This is a genomic window from Micromonospora sp. DT4 (assembly GCF_049841675.1).
GTDB lineage: Bacteria > Actinomycetota > Actinomycetes > Mycobacteriales > Micromonosporaceae > Micromonospora.
On sequence record NZ_JBNCKT010000005.1, the window covers coordinates 102,968 to 127,257 of the forward strand.

The following is a 24,290-nucleotide window of genomic DNA, read 5'->3' on the forward strand; positions in this document are numbered from 1 at the left end:
CCCGCGGCCGCCGCCGCGTGCCCGGCGATGACAGGTGCGGCTCAGCCGGCCACGGCGAGCGCGAGCGGCAGCACATCGGGCGCGCCGGCCTGCCGCAGTTCACGGGCCACCATCGTCATCGTCCACCCCGAGTCGACCAGATCGTCGACGAGCAGCACCGGACCGTCCAGCGCGGCCAGCGCGTCGGCCAGCTCGGACGGCACGGCGAAGGCGTCGTGCAGCGCGCGTACCCGCTGTGCACTGTTGCCGCGCGGCCCGCCGGGACCGCCCGGGCCGGTCGCGGCGACCGCGCCGAGCAGCGGCAGCCGGCCCACGGCGGCGATCCGCTCGGCCAGCGAGCCGACCAGCCGGGGGCGGCGGCGGGAGGAGACCGCGACCACCGCCACCGGGCGGCGAGGCCACGGGTCGTCGCCGTGCGCCCAGGCCTTCAGCACCTCGACCACCGCGCCGGCCACGTCGTCCGGCACCGGCGCGTCGGGCGCCTCCGGGCCGACCAGGTCCCGCAACCGACCGCCCCACCCCAGGTCGGAGAGGCGGCCGACCACGCGGCCGGGCAGCGCCTGGTCCGTCGGGGCGATCCGGCCTTTGAGGGGTACGCCCACCGCGTCCAACCCGGTCGGCCAGAGCTTCTTGGGCGCGATCTCCACGCCGGGCCGACCCAGGAACGTCTGCGCGGCGGTGAGCGCGGCCGTCGACACGTCGGCGGCGAACAGTGGGCCGGCGCACCGGTCGCACCGGCCGCAGTCGGCCGCCCCGATGTCGTCCAGGCGTTCCCGTAGATACCGCATCCGGCAGTCGCCCGTCGACGCGTACTCCCGCATGGCCTGTTGCTCGACGGTGCGCGCCTCGGCGACGCGGCGCAACCGGGCCTCGTCATAGACCCAGGGCTCGCCGGTGGCGAGCCAGCCACCGCGCACCCGGCGGACCGCGCCGTCCACGTCGAGCACCTTGAGCATCAGCTCCAGGCGGGCCCGGCGCAGGTCGACAAGGGGTTCGAGGGCCTGGGTGGAGAGCGGCCGGTCGGTGTGCAGGGCAGCCAGCACGGCCCGGACCTGCTGCTCCGGTGGGAACGCCAGCGAGGCGAAGTAGCGCCAGATGGCGGCGTCCTCCGCGCCGGGCAGCAGCAGCACCTCGGCGTGCTCGACGGCGCGGCCGGCGCGGCCGACCTGCTGGTAGTACGCGATCGGCGACGGCGGCGCGCCGAGGTGGACGACGAAGCCCAGGTCGGGCTTGTCGAAGCCCATGCCGAGCGCGCTGGTCGCCACCAGAGCCTTGATCTTGTTGTCGAGCAGATCCTGCTCGGCGGCCCGCCGGTCGGCGTCGTCGGCCTGGCCGGTGTACGACGCGACCGGGTAGCCCCGGGAGCGCAGGAACTCGGTGGCCTCTCCGGCTGCCGCAACGGTCAGCGTGTAGACGATGCCGGAGCCGGGCAGCTCGTCCAGGTGGTCGGCGAGCCACGCCAGTCGGTGTGCGGGGCTGGGCAGGTCGAGGACGCCGAGCCGCAGCGACTCGCGGTCCAGCGTCCCGCGCAGGACGAGCGCGTCGCCCAACTGCTCGGCGACGTCCTGGGTGACCCGGGCGTTGGCGGTGGCGGTGGTGGCGAGCACGGGCGTGCGCTCGGGCAGCTCGGCGAGGAACGTACGCAGCCGCCGGTAGTCCGGCCGGAAGTCGTGCCCCCAGTCGGAGACGCAGTGCGCCTCGTCGACCACCAGCAGACCGGTGGTCGCGGCCAGCTTGGGCAGCACGCCGTCGCGGAAGTCGGGGTTGTTGAGGCGTTCCGGGCTGATCAGCAGCACGTCCACGGCGCCGGCCTGGATCTCGGCGGTGATCTCGTCCCACTCGTCGAGGTTCGCCGAGTTGATCGTGCGGGCCCGGATGCCCGCGCGGGCCGCCGCCTCGACCTGGTTGCGCATGAGCGCCAGCAGCGGCGACACGATGACTGTCGGGCCGGCCTGGTCGGCCACGCCGCTCTGCCGGTCGGCCACGCCGCTCTGCCGGTCGGCCTGCTCGCGGTCGCGGAGCAGCGCGGTGGCCACGAAGTAGACCGCCGACTTGCCCCAACCGGTGCGCTGCACACAGAGCACCCGACGCCGGTCGACGACCAACGCCTCGATGGCCCGCCACTGGTCCTCGCGCAGCCGGGCGTGCTCACCGGCCAGCCGGCGCAGCACCGCCTCGGCCCGCTCCCGTACCGCCGCCCGTTCGTCGCCCATCCGGCATTTCTACCAGCGCCGTGCGTCAGAACCCCCGGCCGCGCGGGAGGTTCCCATCACGATCCGTGCATTCGCGCTTCGTCGGACCGGGACGCCGGGGGCAGGAAGAGCAACAGGTCGCGGAGGGGCTCGGTCGCGCTCGGAGGCAGCAGGCAGCGCGCCGCGAGCTCCTCCATCGAGGCGTACGGGCCGCGTAGCCAGCGGTCCACCACGATCTGCCGGCCCTGTTCGGGCGTCAGCCCGGGCAGGGTGGCGAGCACCTGCTCGGGAACCGCGTTGATGTCGACCAGACCACCGTCGTCGAAGGTGCGGGCCAGCTCGGGCCGGCCAAGTCCCAACTCGGCCCGGGCCGCCGGATAGTGATAGAGCAGGTAACGGGCGTGCTCCCGCCGGATGCGCCGCTCCTCGTCCGCGCGACCCCGGGCGCTGTCCGGCCGTCCGGTGATCGCCTCCCAGAGCCCACGGCTGAGCAGGACCACATGCACCGCCCCGGCGAGCCAGGTGATGACGGCCAGACCGAGGAATGTCACCGCCTCCGGGCCGGGTACCTCGGCGTCCGGATTCTCCATGTCGAGCATGGTCACCTCGACGACGACCAGCGCCAGGTAGCCGACGCCTGCGACCGCGAGGCGCCAACTCCGCCGCCAGACCGCGTACGCCAGGATCACCAGCCAGGTCAGGCAACCGAACGAGAGCAGGACGAGCACCGTACCGAGGATCGTGACGGTCCTGCTCGCCCAGTACGGCGCCTGCCGCCGCGCGGGCTTCCTGGCGGTTGCCGGAGGCGGCGGGAGTAGCGGAGGCAGCGGGAGTAGCGGAGGCAGCGGGAGTAGCGGCGGCGGGAGTAGCGGCGGCGGCGCTGACACGACGGCCGGCGATGCCGGTGCCGGTGCCGGTGCCGGTGCCGGTGGGGTGGGGACGAGACCGGCGGGTGCGACCACCGGCGTTGCCGGTTCGCGCACCATGGCCGCCACCGGCCGCGGTATCTCCGGTTCGGTGGGTTTCGCCACCACGAGGGTCGGGTCGGAGCGCAGGATGCGCCGGTGCAGTTCCTGTAACGCCTCGCCCGGCTCGATGCCGTACTCCTCGCGGAGCAGGTCGCCGAACTCCCGGTAGGCGGCGAGCGCCTCGGCCTGCCGCCCGCTGCGGTAGAGCGCGAGCATGAGCTGGTGTCGCAGCCGTTCCCGGACGGGAAACTCGGCCACCAGCTCCACCAGCTCACCGACCGTCTCGCGGTGCCGTCCGAGGTCAAGCCTCAACTCGGCCCGGGTCTCCAACGCCACGGCCCGCAACTCCACCAGCCGCTGCCGGGCCGCCTCGAAGATCGGACCGGTGAAGCCGGTGAACGGCTCCCCGTGCCAGAGGTCCAGGGCGGTCGCCAGCTCACTCAGCGCCTGCTCCGCAAGCCCGGACGCGTGCCGCTGGCGGGCGGCCTGCACACCCCGTTCGAAGCGGACCGCGTCCACCGCCTCGGGATCCACCCGCAGCAGGTAGCCGGCGTCGGTCAGGCTGAGCACCTGTCCCGGCGTACGAGGGGACCGGTCCGGTTCCAGCACCCGGCGCAGCCCGGCCACGTACTTCTGTACCACGTTGGGACCGTTCGCGGGCGGCTCCTCCGGCCAGACCGCGTCGACGATCTGCCCGGTGGACACCGGACGGCCTGCGGCGAGCAGGAGTACGGCGAGCACCGCCCGATGCTTACCGGGACCGAGGTCGATCTCTTGGTCGGCGTACCAGGCCCGCTGAGGCCCGAGAATCTCGAAACGCAGTTGGCCTGACATGCGAGTTTCCGCTCCTGACACCCCCAGGACAGCCGGACGGCAGTGCCCGGCAGCCGGACGGCAGCATATCGGCAGCCGAACCGCCGTGCCGGCCGGCAGCATCCTCGTCGGCAGAAGCCACGCAGCGAGAAAGAGAAATGCGATGACACAGGCAACGGGCACCGCCGGCACCATCCGACGGACGGTCGGTACGGCCGCCGCCGTGCTGGCCGCGACCACCCTGCTCGCGGGTTGCGGACCGAAGAGGAGCCCGCCGCGGCGCCACCGAGCAGCCCGTCCGCCAGCCCGAGTATCAGTCCGAAGGAGGCGCTCCTCGACGCCGTCCCGGACGGCACGGAGGGGGCGTTCCGGTTCAGCGGCAAGGACTCGTCGAGCACGATCGACGGCCGGATCGACCCGGCGGCGAAGGCGTTCGAACTCAACATGGTCATGCCGCCCGACGACGGCGTCGTGGTGAAGATGTCGTTCCTGGTGATCGAGGACCAGAACTGGGTGAAGGCGAAGTTCAGCGGCCGTCCCGGACTGCCGAAGTTCCCCGACAAGTGGATGAAGCTGGACCGCGCGAAGCTGACCGATGCCGCGAGCATCCCGACGTACGACGGCGTGGACCAGGGCAACGCGGGTCCGCTGATCCAGGCGGCCACCTCGGTCGAGCAGAAGAGCCCCGGCCAGTACGTCGGATTCATCGATGTGAGCGCCGGGGAGGCGGCGAAGGCGCTGGAGGACGGCGAGGCGGCGGCCCTCGGCGAGGCCGGCAAGAAGGTGCCGTTCACGGCCGTGGTCGGTGCGGACAAGCACCTGGCGTCGCTGACGCTGAAGATGCCGGCAGCCGGGAAGGCGAAGGCGTACGACTACGTCGTCAAGTACGCCGACTACGGCAGCGCGCCGAAGATCACCGTGCCGACTGGCGCCGCCGCCACGAAGGCCCCGGCAATGGCGTACGACCTGCTGAACGGCTGACCCACGACGCAGAGGGCGGCGGCCACACGGGGGGCCGCCGCCGGAGCGGCGAGCTGAAGCCGGGCGACAAGCTGCCCTCCACTCGGGAGCTGGCCGAGAGCTACGCCTCGGACACGAACACCGCTTCGCGGGCGCTCTCCCTGTTGCACGACCGTGAGCTGATCACCGGCCAGCCGGGGCGTGGCACCTACGTCGCCGAGCACCCCGGCCACTGACACCGCCTGACGCGCGCTCCATCCCTCGACCGTCGCCCCCTCCACCCCTCCGCCATCGCCGAGGCCATCGCCGTGGCCATCGCCGTGGCCGTGGCCGTGGCCATCGCCGTGGCCGAGGCCATCGCCATCGCCGTGGCCGTGGCCGTGGCCGTGGCCGTGGCCGTGGCCGTGGCCGTGGCCGTGGCCGTGGCCGTGGCCGTGGCCGTCGAGGATGAGAGCGAGCGGATGAAGATCCGCGCAACTTCCCTGTTGTTGCTGCTTCCGTCGGCCCTAAGACTGCAACAACAGGGAAGTTGCTCCCTCGTTCGCCTTCGCTCCACCAAGATCGTGCTCGATCATGAATGTTCGTGGATGTAGTGGCCTCGGGGCGCAGCTATGCCCCTACTTCCTAAATCGAGCACGATCTTGCGGGTGTTTCCCGTGTGGGGCGGGCGTGGACCTGGGATAGCCTTCGGCCGTGGGGCGATCCAGCGCCAGCGCCTCTGCCCGCGGCCCGCACCCGCACTTCCGCCTGCGTCGGAGACGCCGCTGGCCCGGCGTCCGAGGTGGCGGACGACGGGCCAGCGTGTGGGCCGGGCGTGATCAGCGGCAGGCCGATCGACGTGAAGTAGCTCGGGTGCTTGGTCTCCGGGTAGATGCCGATGGTGCGGCCCGTGTCCGCCCCTCGGTTCGGGCGAGGTCGATGACCTCCTGGAGGGTGGGCACCTCGAAGCGGCCGTCGAAGGCGGTGTTCGCCACGCGTACCTGGGGCAGTCGCTCCTTGGCCCGCAGCGTCTTCAACTCCGCGAGGGTGAAGTCCTCGGTGAACCAGCCGGTCACGGCGACACCGTCGATGGTCTTCGTCGCCTTGCGGGCCGCGAACTCCGGGTGGGTCGAGACGTCGGTGGTGCCGGAGATCTCGTTCTCGTGCCGGGCGACGAGCACGCCGCGGACGTGGACACCAGGTCCGGCTCGATGTAGACGGCGCCCATCCGGATCGCCAGCCAGTACGCCTCCAGGGTGTGCTCCGGCCGGTATCCGCTGGCCCCGCGGTGGCCGATGACGATCGGCCGGTCGGTGGCCCGGGTGCGGTCCGCGTCGGCCGAGGGGCCGGCGGCGGCCATGGTGGGCACGGCCACGGCGGCGGCGAGCAGCACGCCGGCCACGCCGAGGGTCGAGAGGATCGACCAGGTGCAGCGGTTCGCGGGGCGACGCTGACGTCGATACCTCACTTGGGGTGGCGAGCGTGCCCCTCAGGCACTTTCACCCTTTTCCCGGACCACCACCCGGCCCCTTGCCGTTGGAAGGTTTCTTCGGCGCCTTCGCCTGCTCCTTCTCGGGGGCCTTCGGTGGCGCCGGCGCCTTGGGGGCGACCTTCGTCGTCTTCTTCGGTAGGGCCTTCGTCGGGGCGGCCTTGACCGCCGGGGCGGTGGACGGGGTCGACCCGGCCACCCCGGAGACGCGTACCCGGCAGGTCGCGTCGCCGAGCCGGAACTCCACCGGCAGCGCGTTCGCCCCGGTGTACGTCCCAGCCAGGGTCAGCTTCTCGGCCGCGCCGGGCGCCAGCGTCGTCCGCTGGGCCGCGGGCCGGATCTGCACCGCGCCACCCTGCTGCTGGGCGGGGGCGGGTTCGGCCTTCGTCACCTTCTGCTGACCCGGGAAGGTGAAGTTCACCGTCCAGTCGCGCAGCTCGCGGTCACCGGTGTTGGTCAGGGTCAGCTCGGCGGTGAAGTCCTTGCCGGAGTCCGTGCGTAGCGCGTACGCCACCTCGCAGGGCGTCGTCTCGGGCAGGCCCATCCGCGCCTCGGTCGTGGGCCGGTCCTCGCCGTTGGCCGGGCTGTGGGAGGTGAAGGCCCACATCGCCCCGGTGACCGCGATCAACCCGACGGCTGCCGCCCCGGCCTCCAGCCGCCGACGCCGGTTCACCTGGCGGATGCGGCCGCGCCGCGTCCGCGACAGCGGAAGGGCGTCCGTCTCCGCCGACCAGGGCAGGATCGTGGTGCCGGCGTTGGCCAGCGCGACGGGATCCAACGGACCGCCCGCCGGTGAGACCGGCACCACCGCCAGCATGCCGACCGCCTCCGCGAGGGTGCGGGCCAGCTCCGCGGTGGTCGGCCGGTCGGCCGGGCGCTTGGCCAGGCAGCGCCGCACCAGGTCGGTCACCGCGTCGGGCAGCCCGGGCACCGCCGGCATCGGGTCCGGGTCGCTGTACATGTGCGCACGCAGCATCTGGGTGGTCGTGTTCGCCTCCCACGGCAGCCGGCCGGTGAGCATCCGGTAGAGCAGCAGCCCCACGGCATACACGTCGGTGGCCGGGGAGACCTGGCCGTTGTCCAGCCGCTCCGGCGCGAGGTACGCGGGTGTGCCGAGCAGCGCGCCGTCCGGCCCCTTCTCGCTCTCTCCCACCAACGCGGAGATGCCGAAGTCGACCACCTTCACGCCGGTCGAGGTGAGCATGACGTTGCCCGGGGTGACGTCGCGGTGCACGACCCCGCGAGCGTGCGCGGTGACCAGCGCCGAGCTGACCTCCGCGCCGATGGTCACCGTCTCACGCCAGGGCAGCCGCACCTCCCGACCGAGTCGGCCGGCCAGCGAACCGCCGTCGACAAGCTCCATCACCACGTACGGCACGGTCAGGCCGACCTGGTGGGACTCGCCGTAGTCGTACACGTTGGTGATGTTGGGGTGGCAGAGCCGCGCGGCGGCCTGCGCCTCGACGCGGATCCGGTGCCGGAAGGCCCGGTCGCTGGCCAACCGTGACGCCAACACCTTCACCGCGACCTGGCGGCCCAGCACCTCGTCGTAACCGCGCCAGACCACCGACATGCCACCCGCGCCGAGCTGCTCGATGAGCCGGTACCGCTCATCGAGGAGTTGCGCGCCGTTCCGGTCCCCACCGCCCATGGTGGCCGTTGTTGCCCACGACAGGCCGGGCTACACCTGAAGGATCGGAATCGGTCAGGAATATCACCCGATCAGGCGGTCGTCAGCAGTTGGTCCACGGGGGCGTAGTCGTCGGTCAACACCATCGCCTCCCCGACGAAGTCCGTGAGGTCCGCGCCGGAGAGCAGGCTGACGTTCACGTCGACGGCGTCGAGACGGACGCGGACGGCGGTCAGCGGCAGCGGCGCGTCGGAGGCGACGATGAGGAAGTTGCTCCCCCGCTCCTCGGCGAGCGCCTCCGGCGGGGCGATCAACGCGACGTGCGTGAACTCGGCGGCGACAGTGGCCAGTTCGGCGCGGATGAGCCGCAGTGGCGGGTAGTCGATGACGTTCTGCACGTAGACGCCGCCGGGGCGGGTCACGCGCCGGATCTCGGCGGCCATCTCCCGGGTCGCCAGGTGCCAGGGCACCACCAGGTGGCCGAACGCGTCGCCGACGACCAGGTCGCGGCTGTCCGTCGGCTCACCGGCGACCAGCATCCGCGCGTCGCCCACCACCGCCCGCAGGTCCGGCCCCGGGCGGACGCCCAGTTCCCGTTCGCCCAGCTCGACGAGCCCGCCGTCGATCTCGAACACCACGTTGTCGGTGCCGGGTCGGGTCGCGGTCAGGTACGTCGGCACGGTGAAGCCGCCACCGCCCAGGTGCAGCGCGTCCAACCGCTGCCCGGCCGGCGCGGCAACGTCGGCGACCGCGCCGATCCACTTCGTGTACGCGTACTCGAGGTGCTTCGGGTCGGCCAGATCCACGTACGAGTGCTGGGCCGAGTTGAGCAGCAGCGTCCGACCGCTGGGCCGGTTCGGATCGGTGGTGACGCGGGCGCAGTGGTACGCGGTCTCGATGTCGCACGGGTTGGGCGCGACGGCGCTCAGTCCCGCACCGAGCAGGCCGAAAACTGCCAGCGCGGCTCGGACGCGGGTCGGACCGGGCAGGTCGGGGCGTGCCTGGCGCCGCAGGTACCAGCCGAGGCCGATGCCGGCCAGCCCGAGCGCCACCGCCAGCGACAGGAGGATGACCGTGGTGGGCAGCGCGGCAACCAGCACGAACCCGGTGAGCAGGGTGGCCGTAATGCCGCCCAGGGTGCCGATGCCGGACAACCGGCCGACCACCTGACCGGTCCGGCGCAGGTCGGCGAGTTGGAGCTTCACCACCAGCGGGGTGACCGCCGCCAACAGTGCCGCCGGCACGAACACGGCGAGCGCCACGAGCAGCAGGATGGCGCTGGCCGCCCCGCCGCGCAGCACCTCACCGGCGTAGCGCACCACGGGCAGGGTCACCGCGGTGGCGATCCCGGCCAGTACCAGCGCGGGCGCCAGCAGACTGCGCGGGTCACGCCGGTCGGCCAGCCAGCCGCCGGACCACGCCCCGTACGCGATCGCGGCGAGCGCGATGCCGATGACCGAGCTGGTCACCTGGAGGGTCACCCCCACGTACGGGCCGACCAGGCGCAGCGCGACCGTCTCCAGCACCAGCACGGCGCCGCTTGCGAAGAAGACGAGGAAGGCGGCCAGGCCGCCCGGCAGCGCCCGGCCGGTGACCGGCACGGGCGGGGCCGTGGGAGCCGCTACGTCGGACGGTGAGGAACTCATCGTCGCGATGGTACGCAGCGAAGCTGGCGCTTCGGGTCAGTACATCGAGAGATGAACATGGTTCGTGTGGGAGGCGGCGGGACTGCCGCTGCCACTGTAGGCACGCCACCCGGTGCCCGGATGCCAGATCTGCCGGTACCAGATCACGTAGAGCACACCCAGACGTTCGGCGTTGCGGACGTGCCAGGCGGCCAGACTGTCCCCGTACGCCTTGTCGCCGCCGGTCGCGTTCTTGTCCTCGAAGCCGTTCATGGCGGCCGAGAAGTCGCAGGCCCGACCCTTCGGGTGCTCGCCGCCGCCACCACTGCGCTTGCAGGAGACGTGCCGCTTGTAGCCGGCCGCCTGGGTCTCCTTCAGGGCGTGCAGGGTGCGCGGGGTGATGCACCCCGACGTGGTGGGGTCCTTCACCGAGCAGGACTCCGACGGCCAGGAGCCGTCGGAGTTCCGCGGCGCCGGCTTCGCCGAGGACGAGTTGCCGCCGCTGAAGCCGCTGCTGCCACCCGAGCTGACCTCGGCCAGGGCCGCCTCGGCCTCCTTCTTCTTCTTGGCCATGACGGCGAGCTGCTTCTGCTGCTCGCGGACCTCGGCGTCAATGGCGATCTTGGCCTGCTGGGCCTGCTGCCGGGCCGCGGTCAGATCGCGCAACCGCTTGCTGTCCCGCTGGGCCATCAGATCCAGGTCAGCCGCCCGTTGCAGGAACGCCTGCGGCGTCGCCGTGTTGAGCAGCATCGCCATCGGGGTGAGCCGGCCGGCCCGGTACGACTGCGCGGCCACCTCGCCGACCTGGGTGGTCAGCCCGACCAGCCGAACCTCGACGGTCTTCAGCTCACCGGTCAGCGCCGTCTGCCGGCGCTTGGAGTTGTCCAACTTGGCCTTGGCCTCGATGTGGCCCTTGGCGGTCAGCTCCAGCGCGTCCTGCAACTTCTTGGTGCCGCCCTCACCGGGCTCCGCGAACGCGGGCACACCGCCGGCGAGCACCAGCGCGACGGCAGCGAGCAGAGGGAGCAGTACGCGGCGAACGCGCGGCTGACTGAGCCTGGTCCTGGGCACGAAAGCGTCCTTCCGTCGACCGCCGGCCCCCGGTGAACTCTGCGCGGCGGCGTCCCCACCGGCGCCGGTCGGCGGCCTGCTGGCGGAGACCGCCGGTCACGATACCGGAACGCGCGCCGGGGACCAGCCCCGTGACCGCTCGCCAGCGCCGGCGTCGACGCAGCGTGCCGCCGCCGTAGCGCGCCGCGTGCGCGAGCCCCGCCGACGGCGTCACCGGCGGCGCGGGTCAGGTGCCGAGCAGCGCCTCGTGGACCTCGGCCCAGATCTGCTCGTTGGCCGCGACGAGCAGCCCGGCGCCCTCGTCGGCCGGGTGGTAGTCGACGCCGTCGAACCGGCGGGCCACGCCACCTGCGGCGCGGACCAGCAGGGCACCCGGCGCGTGGTCCCACGGCAGGGTGCGCCAGAAGAGGGCGAACTGTTGCTCGCCGGTGAGGATGTCCAGGTATTCCCGGCCGGCGCAGTGCTGGCCGGGCAGCAACTCGCCGAGGCGGCGACCACCGGCACGAACCCGGTCGCGGGCCGGCGGGGGCAGGAAGCGGGTCATCGCCACGCCGCGGATGTCGCCCAGGGACGCCACGACGTCGGCGGTACCGACCGGCTGGCCGTTGAGTAGGGCGCCCTCGCCGGCCCGACCGGCGGCCAGCGTCCCCGCCAGCGGGTCGAGGATCCAGCCCGCCGTCGGCCGCTCATCGGTCAGCAGCGCCACCATCAGGGCGAACGGTCGGCGACCGGCGGCGAAATTGGCGGTGCCGTCGACCGGGTCGACCAGCCACACGTCCCCACCGTCGCGCAGGTGCGTCAGCAGCGTCGGGTCGTCGGCGACGCCCTCCTCGCCCACCACCAGCGAGCCGGGCCGCAGTCGGCGCAGCCCAGCGGAGATCAACTCCTCGGCGCGGCGGTCGGCGACGGTCACCACCTCGCCCGGCGCCTTCTCCGACACGTCGGCGTCGTCGAGCTTGCGGAACAGCGGCAACACGACCTGGTCGGCGGCCTCCAGGAGCAGGTCGCCGACGTCGTCGAGCAGGGTGTCAGCCACGCGGCGGCAGCTTGACCACGCTGACGAAGAACTCGTCGATCTGCCGGACGACCGAGATGAAGCGTTCGAAGTCCACCGGCTTGGTCACGTAGGCGTTGGCGTGCAGCTGGTAGCTGCGCAGAATGTCCTCGTCGGCCTGCGAGGTGGTGAGCACGACCACCGGGATGCGGCGCAGCTCCGGGTCGTTCTTGATCTCTTCCAGCACCTCCCGCCCGTCCCGGCGGGGCAGGTTGAGGTCGAGCAGGATCAGGTCGGGCGCCACCGCGTCGGCGTACTGACCCTCCCGCCGCAGGTAGGCCAGCGCCTCGGCGCCGTCGGAGACGACGGTCAGCCGGTTGCGCAGCTTGTGCTCCTCGAACGCCTCCTGGGTCATCAGCACGTCACCCGGATCGTCCTCGACGAGCAGGACCTCGATCGGGCTCTTGCCGTCCGCCGGCGCGGTCATCCCACCGTCTCCCTCATGTCACCCGTTCTATCGCGTTCCGGCGGCCCGTCGGCCCGGTCCTGCTGGTCCGCCCCCGCAGGATGCTCCGGCAGCGCCAACGACGCCTCGTCCGCCGGCGTCGCGTCCCCCGCCGTGACCTCCTGCGGTTGCTCGGCGGAGTCGGTGACGGCAGTCGCCTCCACGTCCTCCGGGCGCGCCGGGAGCGTGAACCGGATGGCGGTGCCCTCCGGTACGTCGGTGTCCACCCAGACCCGGCCGCCGTGATATTCGACGATCTTCTTGACGATCGCCAACCCGATGCCGGTGCCCGGGTACGCGTCCTTGGAGTGCAGCCGCTGGAAGATCACGAAGATCTTGTCGGCGAACTCGGGCTCGATGCCGATGCCGTTGTCCTGGCAGCTGATCTCCCACTCGGCGTCGACCAGCCGCGCCGAGATGTGCACCTTGGGTGGCGCGTCCGGACGACGGAACTTGATCGAGTTGCTGACCAGGTTGGCCAACAGGTTGGTGAGCAGCGGCTCCTCGCCACGGATCACCGGCAGCTCGGTCCAGGTCAGCTCCGCGTCCGCGTACTGCCTGGCGGCCTCGGTCTGGCCGGCCACGTCGCCCATCACCTTGTTGAGATCGACGTCGACGAAGCCGGTGGTGAGCCGACCGATCCGGGAGAACGCGAGCAGGTCGTTGATCAGACGCTGCATCCGCTGCGCGCCGTCCACCGCGAACGCGATGTACTGGTCGGCCCGCTCGTCGAGCTGCCCGGCGTAGCGGCGCTGGAGCAGCTGGCAGAAGCTGGCCACCTTGCGCAACGGCTCCTGCAGATCGTGGGACGCCACGTACGCGAACTGCTCCAGGTCACGGTTGGACCGGGTCAGCTCCTCGGCCTGCTTCTGGAGCTGGTTGTTGACCCACTCGATGCGTTCGCGGGCCTCCCGCACCTCGGCCAGGTCGGAGGCGATCTTTTGGCGCATCGCGTCCACGTCGTCGCGGAGCCGGATGAACTCCGGTGGGCCGAGGGTGGCGATGCGGTGCTGGTAGTCGCCCTCGGCGACCTCGCGAACCTGACTGGCCAGCCCGGTCAGTGGCCGGACCACCATCCGGTCCAGCGAGAGCAGGAGCACCGCGCCGGCCACGACGACAACCAGGGCCGCGACGATCAGCAGGACGACGAGCACGTTGCTGCTGTTGCGCACGTTCGAGGCGGCCTGCTCCCGGGCGGCGAGGATCTCCCGCTGAAGGTCGTCGACGGCCGAGCGGACCTGGTCGAACCGCTGCCGGGCCTGCTCGGTAACCAGCACCTGGCCGGCGCTGGTGCCCTCCTGCTCCGTCGTGGTGATCACCGGCTCGGCGACGGTCTGCCGCCACTGCTCGGTCCGCTCCTCGACGGTCCGCAGCTCCTGGCCGATCTGCGGGTAGTCGTGCAGCAAACCCCGCATCGCGGCGACGGTGGCCTTCTCCCGGTCGAGTCCCGTCTCGTACGGACCCAGGTCGGCCGGGTCACCGCTGACCGCGTACCCGCGAACCGCCGTCTCCTGGTCGAGCACCGCGTTGAGCAGCTCCTGCGACTGCACCCGCAGCGGCCCGGTCTGGTTCAGCACGGCGTCGATCTGGGTGCGGTTGCGCGCGGCCATGGCCGCCTCCGCGGCGGCCAGGCCGATCAGCAGCACACCCACGACGGTGAGCAGCGTGATGACGCGGCGGCGCAGACTCCAGCCGCCGACCATCGGCCTCACCGGCCACCACCGCGGCTGACCAGCAGCATCGCCACGTCGTCGGCGAGCGGGCCACCGTTGATCTGCTCGGCCCTGCCGACCAGCCAGGCCGGCAGCTCGGGCAGCGACACCTCCCGGTTGGCGGGCTCGTCGAGCAGGCCACTGAGGCCCGGCACGTCGAGCCGTTCGTTGCCCGTGCCCACCCGTCCCTCGATCAGGCCGTCGGTGTACATCAGCAGGGACCAGTCATCGGTGTCGAACTCCATGTCGTAGGCGATCGGCCGGCGGGGTCGTACGCCCAGCAGCAGGCCACCGGGGGCGGGCACCGGGACGACCTGGCCGCCGGAGAGCAGCAGCGGCGGCGGATGCCCGGCGAGTCGGACGGTGGCCCGGTTGGCGTCCAGGTCGAGGCGGGTGGTGGCCACCGTCGCGAAGATCTCCTGAAGGCGGCGCTCACTCATCAGCACCTGCTCCAGCGCGGGCAGCACCTCGTCGTCCGGCACCCCGGCGAGCACGAGGGCCCGCCACGCCACCCGCAGTTCCACACCGAGCGCGGCCTCGTCCACCCCGTGGCCGCAGACGTCCCCGACGATCAGGTCGAGCCGGTCCGGACGGGTCTGCACCACGTCGAAGAAGTCCCCGCCGATCAGCGCGGCGTGCCGACCCGGCCGGTAGAAGGTGTGCACCGCCACCTGGTCGGTCGTCATCAGCGGCTGGGGCAGCAGGCCGCGTTCGAGGCGGGCCGACTCGGCCTGGCGCAGCTCGACCTCGCGCAGCCGGCGGGCGTTCACGTCGGCGCGCTTGCGCTCGACCGCATAGCGCAGCGCCCGCGTCAGCAGCACCCCGTCGACCTGGCCCTTGACCAGATAGTCCTGTGCGCCCTCGGCGACCGCCACGATGCCCAGGTGCTCATCCGAGCGGCCAGTCAGCACGCAGACGGCGGCCCCGCTGGACATCTCCAGCACCTGGCGCAGCCCGTCCAGCCCCTGCGCGTCGGGCAGGCCCAGGTCGAGCAGGACGCAGTCGACGCCGGCAATCCGCTGTCGCGCCTCGCTGAGGCTGGTGGCGACCACCAGGTCGATCATCGAGTTCGTCTCGGCGAGCAGCTCACCGACCAGGAAGGCGTCGCCCTCGTCGTCCTCCACCAGCAGCACCCGCAACCGCTCGCCGGGCGGCAGGTTGCCGTGCCGCGCCAGGCCGCCGTGCGGGTACGGCACGACAGGGGAGCCGGCCAGGCCACCTCCCTGATGCGGCCGGGTCACCGCCGCGAGACGCGGGAGTTCGCTGGTGATGTCGGGCTCCTTCCGAGTGCCCTGCTGATCCTGTATTAGACAACGGTCGCACACAACACGATGGCCGCGGCACGGGGCGGGGATGGGCAGGATCACTGCCCGCCGGGGAACCGAGGGCAGAGCGGACGGCCAGGCACCCCCTGACAGGCGGAAGATCGGTGGACGCCCGGCCGTCCCCTTCCGACCCGCCGACGGGCAGGATGGTGCCGCCCCGTGCTGACCGACGCCGAGGAGGCGTGCCTCTGATCTACCGGGCCACCACGATCCGGCCGGGGTACGCGGAACTCCTCGACCCGTACCGTCCGATCTGGTACCGGATGGCCGTGCTGGCGCTCGCCACCGCCATCCTGTTCACCTGGTACGCGCTGACCCGTCGCCGGATCGGCCCGGCCGCGCTGGCCGTCGGCGGCCTGGCCTGGCTGGCCCTGCTCGGGGTGCTGCTCGCCGTGGCGGTGCCCGGCGGGGCGTACCTCACCACCCTGCCGGCGCTGGCCGGCGCCCTCGGCGGTCTGGTCGCGCTGCGCACCCCGCAGACCGGGCCGTGGCCGGTGGTGGCGGACCGGTGATCCGGCGGGCGGTTGTGTGCCGCCGGACCACCGTGTCCGCATTCGTGTCTTGGTCAGCTCACCGGCTCGGGTTGACCGGAACCGATACGCCGCCAGCGGTTTCCGTCGTGATCGGTGAAGGTCAACTCCACCAGAACCGTGTCGGTCGCCGCGTGTAGCCGACGTTCCCCGGTGACGGTGACGAACAGATCCGCGCTTTCCCGGCCGTGTATCCGGCGAACCTGTTTCGCTCCGGCGAGGTCGACGGGCGGGTCATCCGGAGCCTCGGACGACACCAGTCGCGGCAGCACCGTCACGTCGAGCACCGGCGCGTCACTCTCGTTGGTCACGGTCACCCGCAGCACCGCGTTGCCGCGGATCTCGGTGACCGCCGAGACCAGCCGCGCCTGGGTGGCCCGGACCCGCATCTCGTCGACACGCCGGGCACGGATCTCCCGACGCAGACCGAGGTACACGAAGAGCACACTCGCGATGGAGCCGAGCGCGCCGAACCAGTCCGGCACCGAACCCCAGTCGGCCACATCGTCGTACGGCAACCAGTTCATGCGTCCATCGTGGATGCGCCGCGCGAGCATCGAGCACGGCAGATCGGTCCGAATGAACGACGGAATGGAATTCGTCATGTCGATTCCGGCCGGCCGGGCGGCCTGAACGGAGAGTGTGCAAGTCGGTACGGTGGTGGATACGCTTGCGGTTGACGTAGGGCGGGTGACGACCCCTCCGAATGCCCACTCAGTGGACATGATCTTTTCTGCCACCCGCCGCGCCGCAATTTCGCCACCGAAGGGGGACCGCATTGACTGCGGACGTTCCACCCGAGAATGCGGGCGTGCGCCGGCCGGCCTACGACCGACCGAGTCGCGTCTCCGTCGACCCGCCACTCGGGCGCCTGGACAGCCCACTGCACGGCCGCGACGACCTGATCGACGAGATCATGCATCCGGCGGACACCGACGGGGACCAACCGTCGGTGCACATCCTGTGCGGCATGGGCGGCTCCGGCAAGAGCCACGTGGCGTTGGAGATCGCCCGTCGGGCACGGGCGGACGGTCGTACCGTCTGGTGGGTGCAGGCCGGCCGGCTCAACTCCGGGATGCGCGAGGTCGTCAGTCAGCTCGGCGCGTCGGAGAGTCAGGTCGACCAGGCGTGGTCCGGCATGATCAGCGCGACCGACCTGGTCTGGCGCTACCTCAACCAGGCCCAGCAGCCCTGGTTGCTGATCTTCGACAGCGCGGACGAGCCCGCGACGCTCGGTCCGACCGACGGGGTACTCGCCGACGGCACCGGCTGGCTGCGCAGGCCGGAGGCCGAGGACGGCATGGTCCTGGTGACCACCCGGGACGGCAACCGCGCCACCTGGGGCACCTGGTCGACCCTCCACCAGGTCCGCCCGCTCGACGCCGACGCCGGGGCCCAGGTGCTCATCGACCGGGCCGGCGCGCAGGCCGGCGGCCTCGACGACGCCCGCGAACTGGCCCGCGAGCTGGGCGGGTTGCCACTGGCCCTGCGGGCTGCCGGCAACTACCTCCGCTCGGTCAACGCCAGTCCGGTCTGGCGCGGCTCCTCCACCATCACCACCTTCGCCGACTACCGCACGGCCGTGGAGCGGCGGTTCCGCTCGCCGCGCGACGCGGCCGACGTCGACCTCGACGAGTCGCTCGGTCTGGAGATCGTCCGCGAGGTCGACGACATCTCACTGGACCTGCTGGCCCGCCGCCAGCTCCAGCAGAGCCGACCACTGCTCAACGTGCTGGCCTGCCTGAGCATCTCCCCGGTGCCCTACGAGGCGGTCCTCAAGCCAGCCATCCTTGCCGGGTCGCCCCTGTTCGAAGGGCTGACCGCCCGGCAGCGGGTGAAGGTGTTGGAGGGCATCGGCGACCTCGCCCTGGTCGACTTCGACGTCCAGGAGGACGTCACCGACCCGGCCTTCGCGCACGTGCTGTCGCTGCACCCGCTGGTGCACGCGATGTTTCGCGACCGCGACGAGGTCCGCGAGCAGATCGCCGAGTACCACGGCGTCGTCATGAAGCTGCTGCTCGCCGCCACCGAGGGCCAGAATCCGGACGACTCGGCCGCCTGGTCCAACTGGGACGTGCTGGTGCCGCACCTGGTCGAGGCCGTTCGCGGATATCTGGTGCCGCAGAAACACAAGCACGACCCCGAGACGGTACGCCGGGCACTGGAACTGGCCCGGCTGACCGCCCGCTACCTCATCGCCGTCGGCCTGCCCGGGTCGGCCTTCGACATCCTCGAGCCGATCGTGCGGGGCTGCGCCGCGTACGACCACGACCCGGACCGGCCGCAGGTGTTGGCGCTGCGGCACGAGCTGGGCCGCACCTGGCTGGAGCGCAACCAGCCGGAGATGGCCGACCGGGTGCTCCGCGACGTCATCGCCGACCGGACCCGGGTGCTGGGCAGCGACGATCCCGACACCCTCGCCAGCCGGCACAAGCTCACCAAGGCGATCATGGCGCAACGGCAGTGGCCGGAGGCCGAGTCGGAGCTGCGGCAGATCGTCGCCGCGGAGGACCAGGTACGCGGACCCGAGCACTGGGACACCATGGTCGTGCGGCACAGCCTCGCGCTGGCCGTCCTCGCCCAGCATCGCGCCCCCGAGGCGGAGGAGATGCTGCACGCGATCCTGGAGGTCCGGTACCGGTTGTGGCCGCTCAACCAGCCGGAGACGTGGCAGGCCCGGCACACCCTGGCCCGGTGCATGCAGGAGCAGGGTCGCCTCGGCGAGGCGGAGGCGGAGCTGCGGGCCACCCTGGCCACCGTGGAGCCCCGGCACGCCGACCGCAGCGAGGTGCTCGCCATCCGGGCCACCCTCGCCGTGGTGCTCCTGCTCGACGGGCGGGTCGACGAGGCGATCAACGTGTACGAGCACCTGCTGGCCGACCGCCGACGGCTGCTCGGGGACTTCCACCTGGACACCCTCCAGGTGGAACACGCCCTGCGCCGCCTACGCAACGGCGAATGAGGTGTCAGCGCGGCGCGGAGGGGCCCAGGTCGCTCGGATCGGTGTTGCCACCGCAGACGATCACCGCGACCCGCTCCCCCGCCTGCGGCACGTACGCCCCGCCGACCAGCGCGGCCAGCGCGGCGGCGCCACCCAGCTCCGCGGCGACCCGCAGCTCCGACCAGAGGAGTCGACGCGCGCGCACCAGGTCGTCGTCGCGCACCAGCACCGGGACCACACCGGTGCGCCGGGCGGTGTCGAAGGCGATCTCGCCGATCCGGCGGGCGCCCAGCGAGTCCGTCGCGATACCGCCCACCTCGATGTCGACCGGCCGCCCCACCTTCAGGGCGGTGTGCAGGGTGGGGATCTGCTCCGGCTCGACGGCGACGACACGCACCGACCCGTCGAACCAGGTCGCGATGCCCGACACCAGCCCACCGCCGCCGACCGCGACCAGTACGGTGTCGACCGCGCCGAACTGGCGCTCCAACTCCCGACCCACGGTGCCCTGACCGGCTACCACCTCCGGCTGGTCGTAGGCGTGCACCACGAGCGCCCCGGTCTCGGCGGCCCGCTGGCTGCTGGCCGCCAACGCCTCGGCGTAGTGCTGGCCCACCTGCCGCACCTGCGCTCCCAGGCCGGCCAACCGCTGCACCTTCACCGGTGAGGCGGTGACCGGCACGAAGACCTCCGCCGGTACGCCCAGCGAGCGGGCCGCGTACGCGACCGCGAGACCGTGGTTGCCCCCCGACGCGGCGATCACCCCGGCGGGCGACAGCGGTCCCTGGAGCATCCGGTTGAACGCGCCGCGCGGCTTGAACGACCCGGTGTGCTGGTGCAGCTCCAGCTTGAGGCTGAGCACCCCGGGCACGCCCAGGTCAGCGCCGTCGACCGTGATGACCGGCGTCTCACGGACCCGCCCCTCGACCAGCGCGGCAGCCGCCTCGACGTCACTTCTGTCCACCATGGGGAAACGCCCTTCACTACGACCAGAGAGCCAGTCGACCGTCGTCGGTGAGCCCGACGAAACATCCTATGGAGATGCGCCGGCCATCGGTCGCCGGACGCACCGTGTGATAGTGGCGCGGGTCGAACAGGAATCCCTCTCCCAACGCCGGCCGCAACGTCAACGACTGCGCACCGTCGGCCACCGCCTCCCGATAGCCGTACCCGCTGGGAATCCGCAGGTCTTCGTCGTCCGGCTGCCAGCGGCGACGCCACAGCACCGTCTCGCCACCAACGGGCGGCACCTGGACGTAGATGTTGAACGCCAACTGGGCCACCACCTCGGAGTCCAGCAGCCGACCGTCGTACTCCCGGACCGCGTCGTCGAAGTGCACCTGAAGGCCGGCGTTGATCTCGCGGACAATGCCGACGTGCATCTGACGCCCCTGCCGCCGCCCGGGTGACACGTCCGGCCAGGCGGCCCGGAACGCGGCCAGGCACAACTCGCGCGGCGCGTCCGGCAGACCCAGCGCGGACCAACCCTTCTCGGCGGCTTCGGCCGCCTCCCAGTAGTCCTCGCGCAGGTCACCACCATCGCGGTGGTCGTTGATGGCCGGGCCGAACTTGGCGACGACGGGAAACACGCGACTCTCGTCGTAACGGTCCATCTCCGCGTCGGCGAGCGCGGTCGTGATGGCGTGGCAGCGAACGGCGGGCAGCAGCCCCGGCACCCGGACGGCGGCGCTCCGCCCGGCGACCAGACCGGCGACGTCGGCGCGGGTGATCGCTTGGGACTCGACGGCCACGAACAACGGATCGGTTCTGCTCGCTTGTCGCACGGCGGTCCTTTCATGCCGAAGATCCCTCACCGACAGGTCGCGCCCCCCGATCCGCGCACCGTGCAATGTAGCGACCGGCGGCAAACCCGCAGGTCACCATTGATTGCGGCGTATCCAGTGGACACTTTTGGCAGTTCCCGGGCGAGGGGGTGGGCACGCCGTTACCATCGGCCCAACCGGGGGTACGACACACAGAGCCGTACGGCGGATCGATTCCACCGATCGGAGAATGGTGGCGGCTCGCCGGCACGGTGGATGATGCGACTAGTTCGAATGGGACGAGGAGTTCGATTATGGCTGGCGCCGGCCCGACCGATCTTGACGCGTACGTCGACCGCCTGGAGATGGCGCGTCGAATAGCCCGGGAAATGATCGAGTCCGACCACCTCGCGTTGGAGCTGGCCGTTCGGCAGCGCCCGCAGTCCTGGTCCCGACGCCCGGTCGTGCACAGCAGCCGCACCGACGCCTGACCCACGGGGCCACCAACTGTGGCACGGCCGGGCAGAATGCCGCCCATGCGCCGGCTCGCAACAGTTCTCTGTCTGCTGACTGCTCTGGCACCGGGAGTGGCTGCCTGCGGGGATCCCCACGAAGGGTCCGCCGTGTGGGGCACCTACGAGGCCGAAGTGAGCGGCGTGATCCCCGGGCTGGATGACCGATCGGTGTCCGTGCAGGTCAAGGCGCTCGCCGGTGGCGACAACTGCTCGCGCAACGTCCAGATCGGCAACCACACCGAAGAGAACGGCGTCATCTTCGCCACCATCGTGCAGGAATCGGCAGAGGCGGACACTGTCGGCGCCTGCCCGACCTTCGCGCCCGCCGAGGTGACCCTCACGTCGGCGGAGCCGATCGGGAACCGCCCGCTGTCGCTCAACCAGAAGACGTGGGCGCTGAAGAACGGCACCTACACCAGGTGCGATGACAACCTGGGTTGCAACCCACCGACGGACCGCTGCGACCCGACCTGGACGCGTGCGGCCGTACGGGGGATGGACGTGTCCCGCCACTCCCAGGGTCACGTCGAAGCCTGCGACGGCAACTGGCTGATCATGACGGTGGCCGACGATCCGGCCTCGTGCGGCGTCGAGCCACGCCCGGGGTGCGAGGTGAACACCGCCGTCCGGCGCTATTTCCTGCGCAACGAGCGGGCCGGATGGTCGATCGTCGCCCGGACCACGTCGGGTGGTTGCGCCGCGATCCGCAAGGTGGCGAGTACCTTCCCCCGGAAACTCTGCACGAACCTGAAGCCGACGGCCTGGCTCGTCACCGTGGCACCACCGCTGCCGTCCGATCGGCCCGGCGGCTGACGCGAGGAGGCCGAATGGAGCAAAGCACACGAAAGCGGATATTTCGTTATGACCCTGTCGCCGCCACGCCCCAACGTCAACGCCAGCCTTTGACCGTGCGCGCAGTCGGAGTAGGACACGCCCCGTCGCCTGGGTGGACGCAGCCCATCAGCGCGTCCAGGCCACGAACCGCTCGTACAACTCGGCCGGCGCCACCTCGGGCAGTTCCACGACGACGACGAAGAGCAGCCCACTGACGTAGATGGAAAGGCCGATGCGGTCCCACCCGTACGCCTCGGCCAGGCGCACCCGCGCGGGATGGCACGGCCAGGGCGTGTCTGCCGCACACGTCTGACAGTGCCACTGCGGCCGGCGCGGCAGGTGCTCCCCGTCCATCCGGCGATCGAGCGCTGACACCGACCGTTCAGCCCGATTGGCCCGTGCAGTCTGCCGTTCTCCAGCCGTCACCGAGCCGCCCGCCCACCGTCGCGGTTGCCGTCCCGCACCGTGATCCCGTACGCGCCGAACCGCTGTGGGTAACAGGTCGCTGCTCCGGTCACGTCCAGTTGGACCTGACTCCGCCTGCTCCACAAGCGCTTGAACCGCTTCCAAGCTGCCACCACGCCTCCCACCGTCACTCCGTGTACTCGTCCGTTACACCGTGCGGCGGTACGCTCACATCGGTCGACGGGTTGCGCGTTGCCAATGCGCACCGGCAACCTGGCAACTCCGGCGGGAGGCGCGAGACATGCCAACATTCGGCACCCAAATGCGGACAGCGCGGGAAGCGCGCGGGCTCAGCCTGGCCGCTCTCGCCGAGCGGCTGCCCGCCGACAAGGGTCACCTCTCACGGCTTGAGAACGGCCGTCGCCGACCGGGTGAGGATCTGGCCCGCAGCATCGACGACGTCCTGGCCGCTCGTGGGGAGCTGATCGCCTGCGCCGCCCTGGATATCGCCGCCGCCTCCGACACCCGGCCGTCGGAGACCGTCGAGCTGCTACATCGAATGCACGCCAGCGACACCGCCCCCGCCACCATCGAGACGTTGCAGGCGACCGTGACCGAGCTGTGCTGCCAGTACGGGTGGCGCGATGCCGGGGAGCTCCGCGCCGAAGGTCAGGGTTGGCTGCGCGAGGTCACCCGACTGCTACAGCGACCCACCGGGCTACGGCAGCACCGCGAACTGCTGGTGTGCGCAGGCTGGCTGGCGCTGCTGATCGGCTGTGTCGAGTACGACCTCGGCAAACGCGCCAGCGCCGAGGCCACCCGCACTGCCGCCCGCCAGCTCGGCGACGAAGCCGGTCACGCCGGCATCACCGGCTGGGCGTGGGAGATGACGGCGTGGTTCGCACTCACCCAGTCTCGGCACGAGGCAGTGTTGACTGCCGCCCGAGCTGGGCAGGAAGCCGCCGGCCGGCAGCGGGTGGGGGTGCAACTGATCGCACAGGAAGCCAAGGCGCTGGCACGGCTCGGCGACCTCGAGGGCGCGCGGACGGCGCTCGATCGAGGTCGGCGGCTGCTCGACGACCTCGGTGCGCCCGACCGGCCCGACAACCACTTCGAGGTCGATCCTGACAAATGGCTGTTCTACGCGATGGACGCCTACCGCCTCGCCGAACACGACGCTCTCGCCGAGCACTACGCCAACGAGGTTCTGCGTCTCGGCACCGGATCGGACGGCATCGAGCGGTCACCCATGCGGATGGCCGAAGCCAGACTCACTCTCGCCGCCACAGCCCTGCGTGCCGGCGAGCTGGATCGGGCCGTCGAGCAGGGGGTGTCGGCGTTCGCCGCAACTCGTCGGTCCCTGCCCTCGCTGCTGCTCGTCGCCGGTGAGGTGGACGTCGAACTGCACCGTCGCTACCCCCACGAGCAGGCCACCGCCGACTTCCGCGACGCGCTGAACGCGGTTCGATAGCCACATCCGCAAGCGCTGACGTCATCTCCTCCCTGTCGCCGGCCCGGGCTCTTCATCCGTACAGGTACTCGTCCACGTCCAGTTCCGCCCGCGTGAGCCGGAGGAATTCCAGCACCCGGGCATTCAGGTGCCAGCCCAGCAATTGGTGTTGCCCCGCGAGTTTCTGCATGCCGTCGACGGGACTGGTCAGGTCTTCCTCCTCGCCGTCCGGGTGCTCGAACACCCGGACGACTTGCAGGACACTCGCACCGGGCACGTCATTGACGCGGTCCAGCTCGGCGGCAAGTTCCCCGATCCGCTCGGCGTGGCCGAACAGGCGATCCACGATCTCCGCAATCTGTTCGTCCACGGTAAGTCCGGGCTTGCGACACACGATCTTCCACCGATGAGCGGTGGGCCGAACCGGATCGGCCTGGCGACTGCCACGAACGAGCACCTCGTCGGGCTCGATGCCCAACCGGCCGGCGATCTCGGCCGCTGACATCCGAACCGAGGACAGCGCCAAGTACGCGTACTGGGAGACGAGCATGCGGGCACTCTAGAGTCGCGGTCGGTACGAAGCCGATCT

Annotated in this window: 23 protein-coding genes and 1 pseudogene; 9 read left to right on the plus strand and 15 right to left on the minus strand. The window is 71.5% G+C overall.

The genetic code is table 11. The features are described from left to right. Nucleotides 1–41: 41 nt before the first annotated feature. Together ACLQ24_RS03695 and ACLQ24_RS03700 are read right to left on the minus strand one after the other, a co-directional pair. A complete protein-coding gene (locus ACLQ24_RS03695; protein ID WP_425888977.1) occupies nucleotides 42–2,213 on the minus strand; it encodes a DEAD/DEAH box helicase in 2,172 nt (723 codons plus the stop codon). A 56-nt stretch (nucleotides 2,214–2,269) separates the two neighbouring features. Continuing rightward, complete coding sequence (locus tag ACLQ24_RS03700) at nucleotides 2,270–3,994, minus strand: BTAD domain-containing putative transcriptional regulator (RefSeq protein WP_425888978.1); 1,725 nt, start codon at nucleotides 3,992–3,994, stop codon at nucleotides 2,270–2,272. 231 nt (nucleotides 3,995–4,225) lie between these two features. Here ACLQ24_RS03700 and ACLQ24_RS03705 point away from each other — a divergent pair, with 231 nt between their 5' ends. From ACLQ24_RS03705 to ACLQ24_RS03715, 3 genes are all read left to right on the plus strand, one after another. Continuing rightward, entirely contained in the window at nucleotides 4,226–4,954 is a 729-nt protein-coding gene (locus tag ACLQ24_RS03705) for a hypothetical protein (RefSeq protein ID WP_425888979.1), read from the plus strand. Nucleotides 4,955–5,007: 53 nt separating this feature from the next. Beyond that, nucleotides 5,008–5,169 (plus strand): GntR family transcriptional regulator, encoded by a 162-nt coding sequence (locus ACLQ24_RS03710; protein WP_425889009.1) that lies wholly within the window; start codon nucleotides 5,008–5,010, stop codon nucleotides 5,167–5,169. 72 nt (nucleotides 5,170–5,241) lie between these two features. Beyond that, entirely contained in the window at nucleotides 5,242–5,526 is a 285-nt protein-coding gene (locus ACLQ24_RS03715; protein ID WP_425888980.1) for a hypothetical protein, read from the plus strand. A gap of 217 nt (nucleotides 5,527–5,743) precedes the next feature. Here ACLQ24_RS03715 and ACLQ24_RS03720 read toward each other — a convergent pair. Continuing rightward, a pseudogene (locus ACLQ24_RS03720) lies at nucleotides 5,744–6,272 on the minus strand (glycerophosphodiester phosphodiesterase family protein); the annotation flags it as partial. Between ACLQ24_RS03720 and ACLQ24_RS03725 the strand changes: the two are divergent. Continuing rightward, the gene (locus tag ACLQ24_RS03725; RefSeq protein WP_425889010.1) at nucleotides 6,208–6,366 is read left to right on the plus strand and encodes a hypothetical protein; all 159 of its coding nucleotides are present in this window, start codon (nucleotides 6,208–6,210) and stop codon (nucleotides 6,364–6,366) included. The pseudogene ACLQ24_RS03720 and the gene ACLQ24_RS03725 sit on opposite strands and share 65 nt — an antisense overlap. A gap of 45 nt (nucleotides 6,367–6,411) precedes the next feature. Here the strand turns inward: ACLQ24_RS03725 and ACLQ24_RS03730 are convergent, their stop codons facing one another. From ACLQ24_RS03730 to ACLQ24_RS03760, 7 genes are all read right to left on the minus strand, one after another. After that, nucleotides 6,412–8,052 (minus strand): serine/threonine-protein kinase, encoded by a 1,641-nt coding sequence (locus ACLQ24_RS03730; RefSeq protein WP_425888981.1) that lies wholly within the window; start codon nucleotides 8,050–8,052, stop codon nucleotides 6,412–6,414. 71 nt (nucleotides 8,053–8,123) lie between these two features. Then, the gene (locus ACLQ24_RS03735) at nucleotides 8,124–9,677 is read right to left on the minus strand and encodes a fused MFS/spermidine synthase (protein ID WP_425888982.1); all 1,554 of its coding nucleotides are present in this window, start codon (nucleotides 9,675–9,677) and stop codon (nucleotides 8,124–8,126) included. Between the two features lie 36 nt (nucleotides 9,678–9,713). Beyond that, nucleotides 9,714–10,727 (minus strand): coiled-coil domain-containing protein, encoded by a 1,014-nt coding sequence (locus ACLQ24_RS03740; protein WP_425888983.1) that lies wholly within the window; start codon nucleotides 10,725–10,727, stop codon nucleotides 9,714–9,716. 226 nt (nucleotides 10,728–10,953) lie between these two features. Further along, nucleotides 10,954–11,763: an inositol monophosphatase family protein gene (locus ACLQ24_RS03745; protein WP_425888984.1), complete on the minus strand. Its 810-nt coding sequence runs from the start codon at nucleotides 11,761–11,763 to the stop codon at nucleotides 10,954–10,956. Then, nucleotides 11,756–12,208, minus strand: a complete 453-nt coding sequence (locus ACLQ24_RS03750) for a response regulator (RefSeq protein WP_007465485.1) — start codon at nucleotides 12,206–12,208, stop codon at nucleotides 11,756–11,758. Before ACLQ24_RS03750 ends, ACLQ24_RS03745 begins: the two co-directional genes overlap by 8 nt. Continuing rightward, nucleotides 12,205–13,938, minus strand: coding sequence for a sensor histidine kinase (locus ACLQ24_RS03755; protein ID WP_425888985.1), 1,734 nt, complete (start codon nucleotides 13,936–13,938; stop codon nucleotides 12,205–12,207). Before ACLQ24_RS03755 ends, ACLQ24_RS03750 begins: the two co-directional genes overlap by 4 nt. Continuing rightward, a complete protein-coding gene (locus ACLQ24_RS03760; RefSeq protein WP_425888986.1) occupies nucleotides 13,935–15,179 on the minus strand; it encodes a PP2C family protein-serine/threonine phosphatase in 1,245 nt (414 codons plus the stop codon). Before ACLQ24_RS03760 ends, ACLQ24_RS03755 begins: the two co-directional genes overlap by 4 nt. A gap of 266 nt (nucleotides 15,180–15,445) precedes the next feature. Between ACLQ24_RS03760 and ACLQ24_RS03765 the strand changes: the two genes are divergently transcribed. Beyond that, nucleotides 15,446–15,775, plus strand: coding sequence for a hypothetical protein (locus tag ACLQ24_RS03765; RefSeq protein WP_425888987.1), 330 nt, complete (start codon nucleotides 15,446–15,448; stop codon nucleotides 15,773–15,775). A gap of 53 nt (nucleotides 15,776–15,828) precedes the next feature. Here the strand turns inward: ACLQ24_RS03765 and ACLQ24_RS03770 are convergent, their stop codons facing one another. Continuing rightward, a complete protein-coding gene (locus ACLQ24_RS03770; protein WP_425888988.1) occupies nucleotides 15,829–16,590 on the minus strand; it encodes a hypothetical protein in 762 nt (253 codons plus the stop codon). 14 nt (nucleotides 16,591–16,604) lie between these two features. Here ACLQ24_RS03770 and ACLQ24_RS03775 point away from each other — a divergent pair, with 14 nt between their 5' ends. Continuing rightward, nucleotides 16,605–18,755 (plus strand): tetratricopeptide repeat protein, encoded by a 2,151-nt coding sequence (locus tag ACLQ24_RS03775; protein ID WP_425888989.1) that lies wholly within the window; start codon nucleotides 16,605–16,607, stop codon nucleotides 18,753–18,755. A 4-nt stretch (nucleotides 18,756–18,759) separates the two neighbouring features. On the opposite strand, the gene ACLQ24_RS03780 is transcribed toward ACLQ24_RS03775, so the two are convergent. After that, the gene (locus tag ACLQ24_RS03780) at nucleotides 18,760–19,701 is read right to left on the minus strand and encodes a threonine/serine dehydratase (RefSeq protein ID WP_425888990.1); all 942 of its coding nucleotides are present in this window, start codon (nucleotides 19,699–19,701) and stop codon (nucleotides 18,760–18,762) included. Nucleotides 19,702–19,717: 16 nt separating this feature from the next. Further along, nucleotides 19,718–20,485 carry a hypothetical protein gene (locus ACLQ24_RS03785; RefSeq protein ID WP_425888991.1) on the minus strand — a complete coding sequence of 256 codons (768 nt, stop codon included), beginning with the start codon at nucleotides 20,483–20,485 and terminating at the stop codon, nucleotides 19,718–19,720. A gap of 326 nt (nucleotides 20,486–20,811) precedes the next feature. Between ACLQ24_RS03785 and ACLQ24_RS03790 the strand changes: the two genes are divergently transcribed. Both ACLQ24_RS03790 and ACLQ24_RS03795 read left to right on the plus strand, forming a co-directional pair. Continuing rightward, on the plus strand, nucleotides 20,812–20,988 hold the full coding sequence (locus ACLQ24_RS03790; protein WP_425888992.1) for a hypothetical protein: 177 nt from the start codon (nucleotides 20,812–20,814) through the stop codon (nucleotides 20,986–20,988). Between the two features lie 132 nt (nucleotides 20,989–21,120). Further along, the gene (locus ACLQ24_RS03795; RefSeq protein WP_425888993.1) at nucleotides 21,121–21,825 is read left to right on the plus strand and encodes a hypothetical protein; all 705 of its coding nucleotides are present in this window, start codon (nucleotides 21,121–21,123) and stop codon (nucleotides 21,823–21,825) included. 147 nt (nucleotides 21,826–21,972) lie between these two features. On the opposite strand, the gene ACLQ24_RS03800 is transcribed toward ACLQ24_RS03795, so the two are convergent. After that, nucleotides 21,973–22,113, minus strand: coding sequence for a hypothetical protein (locus ACLQ24_RS03800; RefSeq protein WP_425888994.1), 141 nt, complete (start codon nucleotides 22,111–22,113; stop codon nucleotides 21,973–21,975). A 439-nt stretch (nucleotides 22,114–22,552) separates the two neighbouring features. Between ACLQ24_RS03800 and ACLQ24_RS03805 the strand changes: the two genes are divergently transcribed. Further along, nucleotides 22,553–23,722 (plus strand): helix-turn-helix domain-containing protein, encoded by a 1,170-nt coding sequence (locus ACLQ24_RS03805; RefSeq protein WP_425888995.1) that lies wholly within the window; start codon nucleotides 22,553–22,555, stop codon nucleotides 23,720–23,722. Nucleotides 23,723–23,774: 52 nt separating this feature from the next. On the opposite strand, the gene ACLQ24_RS03810 is transcribed toward ACLQ24_RS03805, so the two are convergent. After that, nucleotides 23,775–24,206, minus strand: coding sequence for a DUF4279 domain-containing protein (locus ACLQ24_RS03810; protein WP_425888996.1), 432 nt, complete (start codon nucleotides 24,204–24,206; stop codon nucleotides 23,775–23,777). Nucleotides 24,207–24,290: the final 84 nt, after the last annotated feature.